The following is an 18187-nucleotide window of genomic DNA, read 5'->3' on the forward strand; positions in this document are numbered from 1 at the left end:
TGCTGTGGATGGAGGTGCGCGCCAGCGTGTAGCCGATGCCTTTCGTAGGGCTGTAGTAGGCCTGCAGCAGCTCCTGCTGCTGGGCCTTGGGCAGGCGGGCAAACGTTTCGGCGGCGGCATCGGTCAGGGCCCCGCCAATGCCGAGCAGGGTCTGAAAGGCATGGGTGGGGTCCACAAACACAGTGGGCTGGGTTTCCAGCGGCTGGGCCTGGGCCTGGAAGGCCAGCTTCTGGGGGGCGGCCGCCAGGCGCAGCGGGGTGTTCTCGGCGGTGGTGTAGACCTGCACCTGCCGGCCGGCCGCTGAGTACTTCGGCGTAGCCACCGACGCCGCTCGCTGCGATGTGGAAGATGGAGAAGATGCTTTTTTCTGCGCTGCCCCACTCGGGATAGTGAAAGCAGACAGCAGCAGACAAGAAAGAAGTTTGCGGAACATGGTAAACAATGTGGTTGCGAGGCTTCCTCGCAACTACTGTCTGCCGGAGCGGTGCCGACAGACAGTAGTTGAAAGGCAAAACTTAATGCCGGATAGTCAGGCGTTGCTGAACCTGCCCCTGAGGAGTTAGCAGGCGCAGCATATACACCCCATCGGGCAGGGCGGCCACGTCCAGCTCTAATTGGTTAGCGCCGGCTTGCATGGCCTGTTGGGGACGGGTAAGCACGGTTTTACCCAGCAGATCAATCAGCTGCACCGTGACCTTTTGGGCGTTAACGGCCGAATAGGCAAAGGTTAAGGTAGTGGCCGCCGGGCTTGGATATACCTGCAGCGTTTCGGCTGGCGCAACAGCGGTGCTGGTGCTGAGCACCCGGCTAGCCGTGCCCTGGTCACTAAACCACCAGCGTTGGTTGTCACCTCCGCCGTAGGTCCACTGCTGGATGGCGGCCCCATCGGCGGTAGAGTTGTTTTGCACGTCCAGGGCTTTGCCACTGTACTTGTTTATAATTCGGTACGTGCCGTCCCCGTTGGCCAGAATCTGCCAATATTGGTTGTCCGCGCTTGCCCAGTCCCACTGGTGAATCAGGGCCCCATCGGCAGTGGAAGGACCCGCGATATCCAGCGACTTGTTGCTGTTCAAATTCACGATGCGCACGTAGGTGCTGCCCGCGTCCACCAGCTTCCACTTCTGGCTGGCGGTGCCGGCCCAGCCCCACTGCTGCACCCGGCCGCCATTGGCCGTCGAGTTGGCGGAGACCTCGAGGGTTTTACCCCCGTTCTTGGAGCTGATCTGGTAAATACGGCCAACCTGCGGGCCGCCCGAAGCGGGGGGCACTGCGCCGCCGCTCCACTTGTAGGTCGCCACGGCCCCGGCGGGCAGGGTGTAGGTAAACGCTTGGTTGTTCCACACTACCTTAAAGGTGCTTTGGGAATTGCTGGTGTTCAGGACAATCAGCACCTTGGAGCCGTCGGGGTTGCGGAAGGCCACGTTGCTGAGGCCCGTCGGGAAATTGGAGTCGATGCGCACGGCCCCCGGGTCCACAAACTTGCTGGCGTGGCCCAGGGCGTAGTACTCGGGGTTGCGCGTCACGTTGCCGTTATTTACCGTCACCACCCCGCGGCAATCCAGGCAGCCGCCGTTGGTGGGGCCGTTGTTCGGGTTGAGGGCCAGGTTCCAGATCAGCACGCTCTTGGCCCAGTTGCGGGTGTTGCCGATGATGAAGTTGCCCACGTGCCAACGCAAGTCGTCGGCGAAGTTGCCGTTAACTGAGCCGGTAGCTTCCGTAAACCAGATATCCTTGTTGGGATACGCATTGTGGACGGTACTCATGTTGGGAATCCCCTGAATATCGGAGTAGCCGTGGAAGGCCGAGCCAGCGGCATACTGGGCCGCCGCCGGGTCCGCGAAGACGTCCAGGGGGTAGTCCGGCCGGTCCCAATTGTGGTCGTAGACAATAAGCTTGGTGTTGATGCCCGCGTTGCGGAAAGCCGGCCCGATGTTATTTTTAAGGAAGGCCGCCTGGTTGCCCGGGTCCATGCGCATGGCCATGTAGGGCGCGGCGTAGAGGGGCTCGTTTTGCAGCGTAACGGCGTACACCGGCAAGCCTTCGGCGGCGAAGGCCTGCACGTATTTCACGAAATAATTGGCGTACGCTTGGTACCAGGCCACGTTCAGCCAGCCCCCACCGCGCAGGTTACCGGTTTCCTTCATCCAGGCCGGCGCCGACCACGGGGAGCCCATCAGCTTGATGGCGCCATTTTTGGCCCGGGCGGCTTTCAGCATCGGAATCACGTCTTCCCGGTCCTGGGCTAGGCTGAAGTTAACCAGGTTAGGGTCGGTCTGGCCGGCGGGGCGGTCGTTATAGGTGTAGTCCCCCTGGGGCGAGAAGTCGGAGCCGCCCATGGTGTGGCGCAAAAAGGTTAATCGAATGCCGCTGCCCGTAAACAGGTCGTTGAGCAGCGCATCCCGCTGCGTGGCCGACATATTCCGGTTCAGCACGTAGGCCGAGGAACCCGTCATCGAAGCCCCAAAGCCGTCGATGCTCTGGTAGGTGGTGCTCTCATTCACCGTAATGGTAGGGGCCGAGCCCGAGTTGGCCCCGAAGCTTATCCCCGTTTGGGGCTGCAGCAGCCTGCTGCGGTCCCCGGTGGTCATCCAGGAGCTCACGGACTGGGCCGCCAACACGCCCGGGGTAAACGCCAGGCTCGTGATGAGTAGTCGGAGCCAGGATCTGGTACTGTTTTTCATACGCGTAGTGGGTTTGGTTGTGGAAATTTCCCCGGTCAAGGGGCGGAAAAGCAGCGTAGAGAACAGGTGTGGGTAGGCAGCAGAGCGGCGGTAAGCGGGGATGGGCAATAAGCGAAAGCAGAAAAATGAATGGAGCAGAACTGGGAAAGGACCGCCGAAGTCGGCCTACCAGACGTAGGTGCCGACGGCCCCGGCGGGCAGGGTGGAGGTGGCCGCTTTACCCCGGTACTGGATGTCGAAGGATTGGCTGGCGCCGGTGGTATTCTGGACGATCAGCACTTTTTGGCCGCTGGGGGATTTAAAGCCCACGTTCGGCAGGCCGCCCGGCTCGTTGGAGGCAATCCGCACCGAGCCCGGGCGCACAAACTTGCTGGCGTGGGCAATGGTGTAGAAAGCCGTGTTTCGGGTTACCGTCTGCCCGCTGATGGTTAAGGCCCCCAGGCAGGTGCTGCAGCCGCCGGTGGTGTGGGGCCCGTAGCTGGGATCGGCGGCCAGGTTCCACTCCAGCACGTTGCGGCTCCAGTTGCGGGTGGCCCCGATAATTAAATTGGAAATGTGCCAGCCGAAGTCGCCCGCGAAATTTCCCGGGCCGCCTACCCACTGCTCCGTGAAGTACACGTGCTTGTCGGGGTAGGCATTATGCACCCCGGTTAGGGAGCCAATGGAGCCGGCGTAGAGGTGGAAGGCCGATCCGTCCACGTACTGGCGCACCTCGGCGTCGGCCAGAATACTCAGGGGGTAATCCGTGCGGTCGGCGTTGTGGTCGTAGAGGATAATCTTGGTACTCAGGCCCGCGGCCCGCAGGGCCGGCCCCACGTGCTCCTTGATGAACACGGCCTGCTCGGCCGAGGTCATGACCATGCTGGGGTTGTTGTCGGCGTTCAGGGGCTCGTTTTGCAGGGTTAGGGCGTCGAGGGTAATGTCCTCGGCCTGCATGCCCCGCAGGTACTTCACCAAGTACTGGGCATACACCCCGTAATACTCCGGTTTAAGCGAGCCGCCCTTCAGGCTGCCGTTGGTTTTCATCCAGGCGGGGGCCGTCCAGGGCGAGCCCAGGAGTTTGATCTGGGGGTTGATGGCCAGGATTTCCTTCAGCACGGGAAGCAGGTCGGCCTTCTCCGGCTCCAGGCTGAACTTGGCCAGGGTGGGGTCGGTCTGCCCGGCGGGCACATCGTCGTAGGTAAATTCCCGGGCACTTAAGTCCGAAGCCCCGATGCTCAGGCGCAGGTAGCTGACCCCGATGGCATTGTTGTCGGTAGCAAACAGCTCCTGGAGCACGGCCGCCCGGGCAGGAGCCGTCAGCTGGTGCAGCAGGGTAGCGTTGCCCCCGGTGAGCGTATAGCCAAAGCCATCAATGGTCTGGAAGGTTTGCGTGGTATCAACCGTAATGGTAGTTCGCTGGCCCGAGGGAGCCTGGAAGTTCAGGGGCAGCGTGTTCTTTTGAAACAGGGCCGACTTATCGGGCAGCGTCATCCACAACGCCACCTGCGAAGGGGCTGCCGGCGACGGGGTGGGGGGCACCGGGGGTGCGGGGGGAACAGGCGCTGGGGAGTCGTTGCCCCCGCAGCTAACCAAGCCTCCGCTCAGCACCATTGCGCTGAGCAGGTATCGTACTAAGATGTTTTTTTTCATAGCAGGTACTGGTGCCAGACCAGTGTGGATCGGAGAAGTGGAGAGGCAAATCAGTTTACCACACGTAGGTACCGGCAGCACCGGCCACCAGGGAGCTGTTAAGGGTTTTACCCTGATAGCGGATAGTGAAGGGTTGTGCAGCCGCCGTATTGTTTTGCACAATCACCACCTTCTGGCCAGTGGGCGTTTTAAAGGCCACGTTGGGCAACTGTTCCGAGCTAGTGGAGCTGATGCGCACCGAGCCCGGGCGAACAAACTTGCTGGCGTGGGCCACGATGTAGTACGCATCTTCGCGGGTGACGGCGTTGCCATCCAGGGTCAAGGCGCCCCGGCACTCAGTGCAGCCGCCGGGCGTATGAGGATTCTGCTGGGGGTCAGCGGCCAGGTTCCACTCCAGTACCGTGCGGGCCCAGTTGCGGGTGGCGCCAATGAGGAGGGTGCGCACGTGCCAGGGCAGGTTTTCGGCAAAAGCACTCTTCGAGCCTACCCACTGCTCGGTAAAGTAGACGTGCTTGTCAGGGTGGGCGTCGTGCACTTTGCTTAACGCCTCGATCGGGCCGGCGTAGAGGTGGAAGGCCGAGCCATCCACGTACTTTTTGGCTTCTGGGTCGTTGAGAATGGTCAGGGGGTAGTCAGGACGATCGGCGTTGTGATCATACACAATGATTTTCGTCTTGATCTTCTCCGCGGCGAACAAGGGGCCCAAGTGCTTTTTGATAAACTCCGCCTGCTGCTCAGCCAGCATGAGCAAACTGGGGTTGTTGCCCGGATGCAGGGGCTCGTTTTGGATGGTAATGGCATCGATGCGTACCCCCTCGGCTTGCATGCCCTGGATGTACTTGACAAAGTAGCGGGCGTAGGAATCGTAGAACTCGGGCTTAAGCGAGCCGCCCTTGGAGCTGCCATTGGTTTTCATCCAGGTGGGTGGAGACCAGGGGGAGCCCAGGATTTTGATGGCGGGATTGATCGCCAGAATTTCTTTGAGCACCGGAATCAGGTGGGCTTGGTCCGGGGCTAAGCTGAACTTGGCCAGGGTGGGGTCGGTCTGGCCGGCGGGCAGGTCATCGTAGCTAAACACGGTGGCGTCAAGGTCCGAGGCCCCGATGCTCAGGCGCAAGTAGCTGACCCCAATGTTGGTACCATCAGTGGCAAACAACTCGCGCAGCAGGGCCTTCCGCTCCGGGGCGCCCATGCGGTGGAGCAGCTCGGCACTGCCGCCCGTCAGGCAATAGCCAAAGCCATCGATGGTTTGAAAGGTCTGCTGCTCATCCACCTCAATTACCGGGTTGCCGGCCGCAACGGGGGTAGTAGACCAGGTGGGAGCCGGCTGGGCCTGAAACAGAGCCGACTTATCGGGGGTGGTCAGCCAGAAGGCAGGAGCCGAGCCCGTGGTAACGTCACCGGACTGCGGGACGCGTTGGCAGCCGGCCCCTAGCCCCAGGCTAAGAAGCAAACCCAGGGAAAGCGTAGTTTGGGAAAGTGAAATCATAGCGGAAAAAAGAGCGTGGCCCGCCGAATAGCCGGCAGCAAAACCCGCAACCGACCAGCGGAAACGAAAAGAACATCTTGCTCCAGGTTAGGTAGTAACCCGGCGTAAAGAGTTGTTATACCGTCGTGGGTTTGTGGCCTTTCAGGCCATACCACATGATGTAGACGTAGCAGAGCACGGGCAGCACAAAGGCCCAGCGTAGGGAGCTGGCGTCGGCCACCAGGCCAAACAGCAGGGGAATAATGGCGCCGCCCACGATACCCACGTTCAGCAACCCGGAGGCTTCCTCCGTGTGGCGTCCGAGGCCGGCCACGGCCAGCGTGAAGATGGTAGCAAACATAATGGAGTTCATCAGCCCCACGGCCAGCAAACTCCACATGGCCACCGGGCCCGTGGTCAACACCGAAATCAGCACCAGCACCACGGCCCCAACGGCATTGAAGGCCAGCAGGCGCCCGGGGTTGAACTTGCCCAGCAGGTAAGCTCCCAGAAAGCGGCCCACCATGGCTCCGCCCCAGTAGTAGGCAACTTTATCACCGGCTACCTTGGGGGTGAGACTCATCACGTCGGGCAGGTGCAGGTAGGAGACAATGTGCGAGCCAATGGCCACTTCCCCTCCCACGTAGGCAAAAATGCCGATCACGCCGAAGATAAGATGCCGGTAGTGGTAGGCCCGGCGGGAGGCATCCGCTTCGCTGTGGGCGTGGGCAATAGTGGGCAGCTTGAGCATCCCCAGCAGGACACTGATCACGATCAGCACCGCGCCAATGCACAAGTAGGGAATCTGCACGGCCTTTACATCAATTGCCGCCGCGGAAGCGGCCGTATCCAGGTCGGGCAGATTAGACAAAATCAGGGCGGAGCCCAACAGGGGAGCCACGGTGGTGCCCAGGGAGTTAAAGGCCTGGGTAAGCGTCAGGCGGGCCGGGGCCGATTCCGGCCGGCCCAGGATCGCCACGTAGGGGTTGCCGGCCACCTGCAGCAGCACGACACCCGTGGCCAGCACAAACAAAGCCCCCAGAAACAGGGCGTAGCTGCGGCTGTCCGCCGCGGGATAGAACAGAAAGGCTCCCAGGGCTGCAATCAGAAAGCCCGCCAGCATGCCGCCCTTGTAGCCAATGCGCTGTACCAGCTTGCCGGCCGGGATGCCCATCACGAAGTAGGCCCCGAAAAAACAAAGGTTGATCAGGTTGGCCTGGGTATAGCTCAGCTGAAAGATGGCCTTGAGGTAGGGAATCAGAATGTCATTCAGACAGGTGATAAAGCCCATCATAAAGAACAGCACCGTCAGGGAAGCCAGCGCGGAGGTGTAGCGGGGTGTTTCGCCGCCCGCTGACGTGGGCGCCGCGGTGGCCTGGGGGAGGGAAGAAATAGGAGCAGCCATGGGAGGGCGTAACAGGGGTTGGGGATGGGGTTGGTGGAGCCGGTCAAAGCCCTTCAGCAACCTAGTAAAAACCTCGGAGCCGGCCGCGCCCCTTTCGCGAGCCGGCCCGAGGGTATCGGGCTCAGGCCACCCACCGTGAGCATGGGTGCCTTAGCAACCGAAAAAGCTTAATAGCCAGGGTTCTGCTGCACGTTTGGGTTAGTGTTCAGCTCGCCCAGGGGAATGGGAAACAGCAGGTAGTTGGGGTCCGCCGTGGCCGACTTGCGCTGCTGCTTGATCAGGTCCAGGGCCGTAACGGCGTGATCCGCCGAGGGGTCCGCCTGCTCGTGCCGGGCGTAGCGCAGCAAGTCAAACCACCGCTCGCCCTCAAAGGCCAGCTCCAGGCGGCGCTGCCGGTCAATCTCCTGGCGCAAAGACTGCTTGGAGGCCGCCTCCGGAGAAGCCGTAGTCAGGGCCGCTAGGCCCGCGCGCTGGCGGATCAGGTTCAGTTTGGTTAGCACGTCAGCGGTAGGGCCGCTTTGCTCGTTGGCCGCTTCGGCGTACATGAGCACCACGTCGCCCAGGCGCAGCACGTAGGTGTTGTCGGGGGAGTTAAAGCCGTTCGGGTTGCCGGGCCACTTGTACACAAAGGGGCCGTCGTCGTTGCCCGTGCCCCGGCCGCCGTCCACGTAGCTGCCGTGGTCGCGGCCGGCGTTGGTGACGCCCTGAAACTTCCAGCGCGCGTCATTAACCGTGTCCGCAAACTGAATCAGCTCCGCGGTGGGAATACTGAATTTCGGAAAGGAGTAGGTAGCCGGAGGTGAGGGCAGCAGCAGGTCGGGCAGGATGTTGCCCCCGTCGGCGTTGCCGGCAAACTGCACCTCAAACAAAGACTCCGACTTATTATCCGCCGGAAACAGCGACTTGAAGCTGGACGCGAGCGTGGCACTGCCCAGCACCTTGGCGGCGGCCGCCTGGGCCTGGGGCCACTGGCGCTGGGTGAGGTGCACCCGGGTCAGCAGGGCATTAACCGCATTCTGGTTGATGCGGGTGGGGTTGTTGGCGGCTACCAGGGGTTCAGCCGCCGTCAGGTCCTCGATTATCCGGGCGTATACCTGGTCCGGGGTAGCGCGGGGCAGGTTCAGCACTTCCGGGGTGCCGGTTTCCGTGGGCTCCAGGCGCAGGGGCACGCCCCCGTACAATTTCACCAGGTTAAAGAAGTGCAGGGCCCGCAGAAAGCGCGCCTCCCCCAGGATCTGATTTTTACGCGCCTCGGTCATGCCAATACCCGGCACGTACTTCAGGACGGCATTGGCGCGGTTGATCCCGATGTAGGAGTCCCGGTAAATGCTGTTTACCTGGCCGGTGGTCGAGTTCCAGGTGATGTTTTCCAGGGCGGCCACATCGCCGTTGGCGCTGGTCACGTTGTCGGAAGGCATCTCGCCCACCACGATCATGTCCTGGCCGTAAAGGCCGGCGCCCTGCAGGGCATCGTAGGCCGCGGTCAGGCCGGCCTCCGCGTCATCGGCGGACTTAAAGAAGTTTTCGGGAGAAATGCTGGGCAAAGGGTTTTTGTCCAGCACATCGCAGCCCGAGGCCAGCAAAGTCAGGGCGAAAACGGGGATAAATATCTTTTTCATGGGGAATTAAAAGAAAGCTGAAAAGAATCCGGGCGGGCCCGCGCCCGCGGCGCTAGGGGTGCCGGGGGTTAAAACGTCGCGTTCAGACCCACCGTGTAGGTGCGCGACTGCGGGTACACCCCGTAATCCCGGCCGAAGCCCGTGTTGGATTGGGGGTCCGAGCTTACCTCGGGGTCGTAGCCCGAGTAGTCCGTCCAGGTAATCAGGTTCTGGCCCGTCACGTACAGGCGCAGGTTGCTGATGGCTGCCTTGCGGGTAAGGGCAGTGGGCAGACTGTAGGCCAGCGTCAGGTTTTTCAGGCGCACGTACGATCCGTCCTCGATAAAGCGGTCGGACATGCGGCGGTTGTTGTTGGGGTCGTTGCGCACGGCCCGGGGAACCGTAGTGTTGGTGTTCGTGGGCGTCCACCGGTCCAGCACGCGGGTGCTTTGGTTCAGCGGATCGGCCATGCCCTCCAGGGTTTCCCGGTTCTGGTTGTAGATATCGTTGCCGAAGGAGCCCTGGAAAAAGGCGCTCAACTCCAGACCCTTAAATGAGAAGGTGTTGGTCACGCCGGCAATGGCCCGGGGGTTGGGGTTGCCGATGATGGTGCGGTCCTTGTCGTTGATCAGCCCGTCGTTGTTCAGGTCGCGGAAGCGGATGTCCCCGGGGGAAGCATTGTCCTGCTTGGCGGCCCCGCTGATCTCGTCCTGGCTCTGGAAGATGCCCTGCACCTGGTAGCCGTAGAACACGCCCAGGGGCTCGCCCACCAGCGTAAAGCCGTTGCCGCTGGGCAGGCGGCGGTTTTCCTCCTGGCCCTGGTCGTTGCGGATGGTGCCCAGGTCCAGCACCTTGTTGCGGTTGAGGGTAAAGTTCAGGTTCGTCGTCCAGGCAAAGGCCCCGTTTTCCCCGGCCACATTGGTGGAGGTCAAGCCGAACTCGAAGCCCTTGTTTTCTACCTTGCCCACGTTCTGAATGATGCTCAAATCCTGGGCCCCGGTGCTCAGGGGAATGCTCACGTTGGTCAGCAAATCCTGGGTGCGCTTCAGGTAGGCGTCCAGGGTAATGGTCAGGCGGTTGTCGAGCAATCCCAGATCCACGCCGGCGTCGTACTGGTAGGTGGTTTCCCACTGCACGTCGTTGTTGCCGATGTTGGTGGGGGCAATGCCCCCGAGGATACTGCCTCCGTTCTGGTAGTTAAAGCCCGTGCCGTAGCGCGAGAAGCGCTGGTAGGTGTAAAACTCCTGGTTGCCCGTGGCGCCCACGCTGCCGCGCAGCTTCAGGTCGGAAACCAGCGTGGTCTGGGGGAAGAACGCTTCCTTGGAGATGCGCCAGCCCAAACCCAACGCCGGGAAGTAGCCAAATTTGTTGCCTTCCTTGAACTTGCTGCTGCCGTCAGCCCGCACGCTCAGCGTGGCCAGGTAGCGCTCGTCGAAGTTGTAGATGGCCCGGCCGAAGTAGCTCATCAAACCCCACTGGTCCTGGTAGCTGCTGGGCTTGTTGAACTGGGAAACCGCCGACAGGTAGGGAACCGAGTTGGAAGGGTAGCCCTGCCCGCTGGCCGAGGAGGTGATGCGGTCGGACTCCTGCACGGACTGGCCCGCCAGCAAGGTCAGGTTGTGGCGGTCCCCCAGGGTGGGGTTATACGTCAGGGTGTTTTCCAGCAGCCAGATTACCTGCTGGTTGAGGGAGGTGGCCCCGCTGCCCCGGGTGGCCGGGTCGGCGTTGGAGGTGCCGGGGTAGTCGCGGGTGATAAACTGGTTTTCGTTCTGGGTGCGGAAGTCCAAACCCAGGGAGCTGCGCAGGGTCAGGTTTTTAAGCAGGTCGAGCTCCCCGTAGGCGTTGCCGATGGCCTGGTAGATGATAGCCTTGTTGCTGGTCTCCAGCAGGTTGCCCACCGGGTTGTCAAAAGCCTGGAAGGGGTTGACCCCGTAGCGGCCGTCGGGCGTGCGCACGGGAATGGTAGGAATCTGGGCCAGGGCCCCGAGCACGGTGCCCGAGTTGCCGATGCCCAGCTCCGAGCGAACCGAGCCATTGGTGAAGGTGCGGCTCAGGTTCAGGTTGGTGCCCATGCGGAAGCGCTGCCCCAGCTTCTGGTCCAGGTTAACCTTGAAGTTGTAGCGGTCAAAGCCCGAGTTCAGGCTGATGCCCTCCTGCTTGAAGTAGCCCCCGGATACGTAGTAGCGGGTCTGGTCGGTGGCCCCGCTGATGTTGAGCTGGTAGCTCTGGATACCGGCCGGGCGGTAGATTTCATCCTGCCAGTCGGTGGCCGCCGGCAGGTTGCTCAGGTCGGAAAAGGCCGGGGCCTGGCCCGCGTTGGTCAGGGCCTCGTTGTAGTACTCGGCAAACTGGCGGGAGTCCAGTACGTCCAGCTTTTTGCGCAGCTGCTGCTGGCCGTAGTACACGTTCAAACCCACCTGGGGCTTGCCCACCTTGCCTTTTTTAGTGGTAATTACGACTACCCCGTTGGAAGCGCGCAGGCCGTAGATGGCCGCGGCCGCCCCGTCCTTGAGTACGTCTATGCTTTCAATATCATTGGGGTTGAGGGCGTTCAGGGGGTTGGGGCGCTGCCCGCCCACGGCCAGCTCCTGCTCGTAGGTAGGCAGGATGGGCACCCCGTCAATTACGTACAGGGGGGAGCCGGTCAAGCTGATGGAGCTGTTGCCCCGGATGCGCACGTTGATGCCCGCGCCGGGCGCGCCGGAGGGGCTGATGACCTGCACGCCGGGGGCCTGGCCCTGCAACGCCTGGTCAAAGCCCGCTACGGGCTGCCGCTCCAGGTCCTTGGCGCTGACCGACGCCACCGAGGTGGTCAGCTCCTGCCGGCTCTGGGTGCCGTAGCCTACGACCACGACCTCTTGCAGGGCCTGGGTGTTTTCCGCCAGCGTCAGGGTGTTTACCTGGGTAGGCTGGCCGTCCACGACGGTGATAGGCAGGCGGGTGGTCAGAAAGCCCACCGAGGACACCACCAGGTTGTAGGAGCCGGCCGGCACATTAGAGATGGTAAATCCCCCCGCGGCATCGGTGGCGGAGCCCAGGGTGGTGCCTTCGAGCAGGACCGTTACCCCGGGCAGGGCTTCGCCTTTCGCATCAACAATGCGCCCGGTTACGGGGCTGTTTACCCGGCGGGCGGCGGCGTTGTCCGCCGCGCTGCGTCCGGGGACCGGGGCGGCCTGGGCGACGGGCGCCGCCGCAAAGTGAAACAGCAGGGCGCCTCCTACGGCCGGGGTCAGCCATTGCCGAGTGCGAAGCCGGGAGCCGGGAGGCAAGAGTAGAGAGAAAGGCATGAAGCAGGGAATTAAGTGAAGTGGGAGAAATATCTCAGAACCAGAGTGGTCTCTGGGTTGTGGAGTATGAAAATTCGCTGTGCAGTCAGGTACGCTACCGTGGGCTGGGGCTTAGGGCCCGGCTGCCGCCGGGAAGGTGGCCGCGCAGGCCGCCTGCAGGCAGGCAGCAGCGCTTTCCTGACCCCAGTGGGCCAGCAGGCGGCCGAGAAATACGTCGCTGCGGCCGAGCTCCTCCGGGCTTTCCCGCCGGGGCAGCTCCGCCGTGTGAAGCTGGGGCGCCTGCCAGAGGGTAACCTGGCTGGCTTCCTGGTACAGGCACACCGCATCCAGCTGGTAGTGGGCCGCCAGCCAGGGTAGGGCAGTAGCAACCGTGGCTTCCTGCCCGTGCCAGTCCATAATTTGCTCCAGCTCCGCAAGGGTAAGCTTAACCAAATCGGCCTGACGCAGGAGGTAGTTTACGACCAGGCGGGAATAGTGCGGGCGCCGCAAATTCACATCAAACACCTTGTAGGAGGCAACCTGCAGCAGGCGGTAGAGGGTTTCCCGGGTTACCGGGTTACGGGCGGCCAGGGAGCCGTACACCAGCATCCGCCCGCTGGCTACGGCAGCGCGCAGCTCCTCCGTATGCTGGAGGTAATCCCAGGCGACCGGCTCCACAATCTTGTACTGACGATGCCCCGCCGACAGGTTTACTTTCACGACCCCCGTCAGGTGGGTCTGGCTGCGCTGAATCAGCTCACTGCCCAGCCCGAACCCGGGCAGGCAGGCCAGCAGCTCGGCCCCCAGCTCATCGTTGCCCACCCGGCTGATCAGCTGGACCGGCTGGCCCAGGCGGCCGAGCTGGGCGGCCACGTTCAGGGGCGCCCCACCCGGACGGCGGCCGGTAGGCAGCATATCCCAGAGGCATTCTCCGATGCAAACGATGGCGGCTGAAGGGTTCATGGAAGCGGGCTTTACACAAAAGTCCGCCTTCTCCCAGCTCAGGGATAAAAGGATTGTATCAAAATACGTTCACCGGCGACAATATCCGTAACCGTTTGAAATACAGAAATATAAAATAGAAAACCCCGGGGTGATTCGGAGTTCGGGTAGCACGTATGTAACGACCCTGTTGAAATTATTGCACTAGTGGGGGGCAACGTGCAGGCTCCGGAACTCGGAAGGGGCCATCTGGTAGTGGGCTTTAAAGCTGGCCGAGAAGTAGGAGGGGGAAGAAAAGCCCAGCTCGTAGGCAACTTCGGCAATCGTCAGCGATTCATCCAGCAGCAGTTCCCGGGCCTTGGTCAGGCGCAGGCTCTGGATAAAGTCCGTGACCCCGGTGCCCAGCACCGCCTTGACTTTGCGGTAAAGCTGCATGCGGGAAATGCCCAGGCTGCGGGCAATGTCTTCCACGGTCAGGTCGGAGCGGGTCAGGTTCGCTTCGACAATGGCCGTCAAATCGGCCAGGAATTTCTGGTCGGGTTTGGTGGCTGCCACCGTTACCGTATCCAGGGACAGCTCCCGTCGGAAGTGCTCGCGCTGCCGGCTGCGGTTGGCCAGCAGGGTGCGGATGCTTTCCAGCAGGAAGGTGGGGTTGAAGGGCTTGGTCAGGTACAGGTCGGCCCCGGCCTGCACGCCCTCCAGCTGCTGCTCGGGGGCCGTGCGCGCCGTCAGCAGCACGATGGGAATGTGCGAGGTGCGCCAGTCCTCGCGCAGCTGTGCTACCACTTCCAGCCCGCTTAAGCCGGGCATCATCACGTCGCAGACAATCAGGTCCGGGATTAAGTCCGTGGCCAGGCGCAGGCCGGCGTGCCCATCACGGGCGCTTTGCACCCGGAAGTCGGTCCGCAGCTTGCGGGACAGAAAATCGTTGACGTCGGAGTTATCCTCAATTACCAGCACCAGGGTTTCCCCGGCGCTGGGTAGCGCGGGCTCCGGCAGCTCGGCGCCCAGGGCAATCCCCTCCAGCAGCTCCGGTTCGTCGGTGCTCAGCAGGAGGGAGCCCACCGGGGCCGGGGTGCGCAGGGACTCCGGCAGTTCCCGGGGCAAGGAAACGGCGAAGGTGCTGCCCAGCCCCGGTTGACTGCTGAACGTCAGCTGGCCCTGGTGCAGGCGCACCAACCCCTGGGCCAATGCCAGGCCCATGCCCGAGCCCTTAGCGACGGGCCCCTGCTCGCCCTGGTAAAACCATTCGAAAATATGGGCCTGGTCCTGGTCGCTGATGCCACGGCCCGTATCCGCGACACTGACCCGGACCGACTTGCCGTTTTCGGTGGGTTGCAGGCTGATGGTGATCTGCCCTTGATCCGGGGTAAACTTCAGGGCGTTGGACAGCAGGTTGAAAAATACCTTGTCCAGAATATTGCCGTCAAACCACACTGGCAATACCGGCTCAGCCGCCAGAAACTTGATTTGCACCCCGCGCAGGCGGGCGGGCTTTTCAAAGGCATCTACAATTTCCCGCACAAAGGCGACCAGGTTGCCTTCCGAGGCGCGCACGGTCATTTTGCCCACCTCGATTTTGCGAAAGTCCAGGAGCTGATTAACCAGCTGGAGCAGGCGCTGGGTGTTGCGGCGCACCAGTGCCAGATCGTGGCGCTGGGGAGCGGTAAGATCCGGGCTGCTGGTAAGCAGCTCTTCGACCGGACCCAGAATAAGCGTGAGGGGAGTGCGCAGTTCGTGGGAGAAGTTAGTGAAAAACCGCAGCTTGGCCTCCGTATCCGCCCGGCTTCTTTCGGCCAGGGCCTCCAGCTGGTTGCGCTGCTGCAAAATTTCTTCATTCTGCACCTGGAGCTGGCGGTTGATCTTGTCGTTTTCCGCGTTCTGCAGCGCCAGCTGCCGGTTAATCAGGCGATTTTTCCGGGACGAGCCCCAGGCCATAACCCCGAGGGTGACGGCCCCGAGCAAGGTCAGCAGCAGCCCGTAAAGGATGGTCTGCTGGCTGGCATAAGTGGCCCGCAGGGACTGCAGCAGGGTTTGCTGGCGCTCGACATCGTGCTGCTGGCTTACCATCTGGGTGGTTTGCTGCTGCATGGTTACCACGTTGGTAGAGTCGATGACGATCGTGCCCAGGGTGTTCTCGCGCTGGAAGGGGTGGCGGCGCAGAATTTTCAGGGCCGTACGAATGGCTTCTTCCCCTCCGGGAGAGTACAGCAGGGAGGCCGTGAGAATTCCGCGCTGCACAAAGTCCAGGCCCTCGCCCTTGCCGTAAAGTCCGTCCACGCCAATGATACGAATCTGGGTGGTGCGGCCCAACAGCTGGCACACTTCGTAGGCCCCCCGGCCCATGGCGTCGTTGTGGGCGAAAATTAAGTTGACCTCGGGGTGTTGGCGCAGCAGGGAAGTCAGGGCGGGCTTGAGGGTTTTTTCCTGCCAGTTGCCCGTCACCTGCCCGGCAACGCGCAGGCGGGGGTAGGCCTGCAAGGCCCGCGCAAACCCTAGGTGCCGGTCGGAGGTCGCGGAGGAGCCGGGAGTGCCTAAAATCTCAATTACGCTGCCCTGCTGGTTAAGTAAGGCCGCGGCGTAGCGGGCCGCTGTCTGCCCGACGGCCTGGTTGTCACCGCCCACATACGCCGTATAGTGGGGGGAGGCGGTGCGCCGGTCGAGCAGCAGCACGGGAATGCCGCGCCGCATGGCTTCCTCCACGGCCGGGGTAACCGGCGCTGATTCGTAAGGCGAGACTATCAGCAGGTCAACGCCCTCTTGCACAAAGGCTTGTATCTGCTGCTGCTGCCGCTGGCTGTTATCCTGGGCATCCGTCATCTTTAACTCCACCTCCGGATGGAAGCTTAGTTCCCGCCGCATCCCGTCCAACATGGCTTGCCGCCAGGGGCCCGCGGTACTACACTGCGCAAAGCCAATTCGATACGCCGCCTTCTTCGGCGGGTGGGTGCAGCCGGCCAGGAATACCACGGCCAGCACGAACATCCACCCCCAGCTGAACCGATGATCTTGTACTCTTTTCACGGGAAGAAGCAACCTAAGCCAGTAGCGAGGAATAATGCTACCCGATCAAATATACTTGGTTCCCCGCAGCTTCTCGGGCTACGCGTGCTAGGCTGTCAGCAAGCGGCCTCAGCCTTAGTGGATGATGGTGGGGGAAAACGGCGGCCGGAGGCCTTCCTCGACCTGCTTGATTTCCCGGCACATGCGCACAAAGTAGTTGCGGGAGAAACCGGTGCCGGATTTCAGATACTCATAGCCGCTCCACAGGGCATCGCGGTGGCGCAGCACTTCCTTGACGGGAGCTTCCACCTGCTCGGCCGTGGTTTCGCTGAAAGCCCGGTACAGCTCGTCGTCCGTGGTGAAGTTGTTTCAATGGCGCTGGAGGCCTTGGCTTCCTGCCGTCACCAGCAGCTCCTGGTTGGGGATGGCGATGCTGCGGCCGTGCAGCCGGCCCAGGGCTTCGCGGGCCTGCCCCAACTGCTCCAGCACGTCCGCCGTGCGCCATAGCTCCTGGGCACTGGGCAGTTCCGGTGAGGGGTTCCACGGCACATTCCGGAAAGGGGTAATGGAATACAGCGGCCGGTTTAGCATTAAAAAACGGCGTAAGCAACGTTAGCTTACTTAGCCCGGATCAAAACCAACCTAAAGCGGCCGTCTTAACATTAAAACAAGCTCCTTTTAATGCCAGCTTTCCTGCTTGACCTTAAAAGCGGCACTTCGCAGCTTGGGAGCCACCACCCCCCGACTTCTCCCGACTGCGCTTTGTGTAAGTATTGCGCAGTATAGCGGCGCCGACCTTTTTGTGCCGGCCGAGGTGATCCAGCAGCGCTCGCTGCCGGGAGCATTAGCGCCGCAGGGCTTCCCGGGCTCCCTGCTTGGCGGCCTCCAAGGAAGGGTAAAAGGCGGAGTTGATTTCGTACTGGTCCAGCTGGGCGTGCGTGCTCTTAACGTAGTGCTGCGTGGCCAGTTGGCCCAGCACGTTGGCGGATAGCACGATGCTTACCTCGCGGATGCCGGCGCTGAAAGCTCGCCGGTTCCAGTCGGTGGTCAGCCACTGCTGCACGGCTTGGGGAATGGCCCCCATGTGGCGCACGTCCCCGATCCAGCCCCAGGGCCGCAACACTTGGCTGTGAACCCGGTAGTAGGCCAAGCCGGTTTCCATGATGTTCTTGAACTCGGTTGTGTTGGCGAAACCGTGGAACTGCACGATGACGCAGGGCACCTGGGCATCGGCGAGAACGGAGCCGTAGGGTTCAGCCAGAATAATTTCTTCGGGCATTTGGGTGGGGTTAGGTATTTCTTAACCGGGGCGCCAGACGGCTAGAGCCGGTAGGAAACGCGGCGTATAGCCTATGGTTGGTTGCAGAACGGGCGCAACCAGGCCTGGGCGTCGTCCAGGTTGTCGAACACTTCGGCTTGGAAGGCCGTGAGCTGAGCGTAGAACGCGGCGGCCGACCCATCGGCGAGGGTCTCCGGGGTAGAAATCAGGGCGAAATGCGTCAGGCCGGCGGCGGCGGCATTGGGGGCCCACTCGTTGATAACCCAATCCATGGAATGGTCCCAGGGCCCGCGCACGGAGCGCGTATCGTTGAGCACGCACGAGAAGCCGGCGGCGGCCAGGGCATCGGTGTACGCCTTGGCCCCGGTCTTGATACTGTCGGCGGTCAGGTAGCCCTTCCAATCCACCGCGACCCACCGGTTCACCGGGTCGGTTTCGATGGTAAGGTAGACCCGGCCCGTGGCATTGTGTAGCTCTTGCTTCATACAGCAAAGTACGCCATTGGTCTCATCAAAACCGTCAGCCGTCCTACCCGGCGGCGAAAAAGCCCATGGGCACCGCACTAGCAAGCGGGTTTGGAAATGAGAAAAAAGCTGGGGTGTCCTGCAAGACCAGGGCCTCTCGAGCAAAGAATATGTCGTGCTTTTTGTGCTAAGCAGGCCTAGCACTTCCCCAAGTGGTGGGCAATGGTTGTCTCAAAGAGGAAGGTAGCCCTATGTTTCATTCTAAGCAGGAACTTCCTAGCCATCGAAACAGGTCTACTTTACCTGCCTTCTGTTTCCTGGCTGGCCTGCTTAAAGCAGTGGGCGGTTAAAATTACTCTAAGCCCATGAAGACACCATCTCGGGCTGGTTAGCCATCAGGATGAAAAATGCCTTTTATTTACGGCCAGTACTATCTAATGGTCGTGTTC

General features: G+C 61.9%; 13 protein-coding genes. All 13 read right to left on the reverse strand.

Features of this window, described 5'->3' with window-relative positions; translation table 11 throughout:
* A partial coding sequence (locus ACYVHC_RS21050; protein ID WP_460615708.1) for a hypothetical protein occupies positions 1 to 433 on the reverse strand: 433 nt, incomplete at its 3' end.
* An 82-nt stretch (positions 434 to 515) separates the two neighbouring features.
* The gene (locus ACYVHC_RS21055; protein WP_460615709.1) at positions 516 to 2681 is read right to left on the reverse strand and encodes an RICIN domain-containing protein; all 2166 of its coding nucleotides are present in this window, start codon (positions 2679 to 2681) and stop codon (positions 516 to 518) included.
* Positions 2682 to 2846: 165 nt separating this feature from the next.
* Positions 2847 to 4313, reverse strand: coding sequence for a glycoside hydrolase family 30 protein (locus ACYVHC_RS21060; RefSeq protein ID WP_460615710.1), 1467 nt, complete (start codon positions 4311 to 4313; stop codon positions 2847 to 2849).
* A 55-nt stretch (positions 4314 to 4368) separates the two neighbouring features.
* The gene (locus ACYVHC_RS21065; RefSeq protein WP_460615711.1) at positions 4369 to 5802 is read right to left on the reverse strand and encodes a glycoside hydrolase family 30 protein; all 1434 of its coding nucleotides are present in this window, start codon (positions 5800 to 5802) and stop codon (positions 4369 to 4371) included.
* A 115-nt stretch (positions 5803 to 5917) separates the two neighbouring features.
* Positions 5918 to 7186: a sugar MFS transporter gene (locus tag ACYVHC_RS21070; RefSeq protein ID WP_460615712.1), complete on the reverse strand. Its 1269-nt coding sequence runs from the start codon at positions 7184 to 7186 to the stop codon at positions 5918 to 5920.
* A gap of 167 nt (positions 7187 to 7353) precedes the next feature.
* A complete protein-coding gene (locus ACYVHC_RS21075) occupies positions 7354 to 8805 on the reverse strand; it encodes a RagB/SusD family nutrient uptake outer membrane protein (RefSeq protein WP_460615713.1) in 1452 nt (483 codons plus the stop codon).
* 68 nt (positions 8806 to 8873) lie between these two features.
* Complete coding sequence (locus ACYVHC_RS21080) at positions 8874 to 12071, reverse strand: SusC/RagA family TonB-linked outer membrane protein (protein ID WP_460615714.1); 3198 nt, start codon at positions 12069 to 12071, stop codon at positions 8874 to 8876.
* A 111-nt stretch (positions 12072 to 12182) separates the two neighbouring features.
* Positions 12183 to 13013, reverse strand: a complete 831-nt coding sequence (locus tag ACYVHC_RS21085; RefSeq protein WP_460615715.1) for a carbohydrate kinase family protein — start codon at positions 13011 to 13013, stop codon at positions 12183 to 12185.
* Positions 13014 to 13196: 183 nt separating this feature from the next.
* Positions 13197 to 16016, reverse strand: a complete 2820-nt coding sequence (locus ACYVHC_RS21090; protein WP_460615716.1) for a substrate-binding domain-containing protein — start codon at positions 16014 to 16016, stop codon at positions 13197 to 13199.
* A 114-nt stretch (positions 16017 to 16130) separates the two neighbouring features.
* Complete coding sequence (locus ACYVHC_RS21095) at positions 16131 to 16304, reverse strand: hypothetical protein (protein WP_460615717.1); 174 nt, start codon at positions 16302 to 16304, stop codon at positions 16131 to 16133.
* Positions 16305 to 16364: 60 nt separating this feature from the next.
* Entirely contained in the window at positions 16365 to 16586 is a 222-nt protein-coding gene (locus ACYVHC_RS21100) for a hypothetical protein (RefSeq protein WP_460615718.1), read from the reverse strand.
* 253 nt (positions 16587 to 16839) lie between these two features.
* Complete coding sequence (locus tag ACYVHC_RS21105; RefSeq protein WP_460615719.1) at positions 16840 to 17274, reverse strand: hypothetical protein; 435 nt, start codon at positions 17272 to 17274, stop codon at positions 16840 to 16842.
* A gap of 71 nt (positions 17275 to 17345) precedes the next feature.
* Entirely contained in the window at positions 17346 to 17759 is a 414-nt protein-coding gene (locus tag ACYVHC_RS21110) for an STAS/SEC14 domain-containing protein (protein ID WP_460615720.1), read from the reverse strand.
* Positions 17760 to 18187 lie beyond the last annotated feature (428 nt).

Source organism: Hymenobacter seoulensis (genome assembly GCF_054780535.1).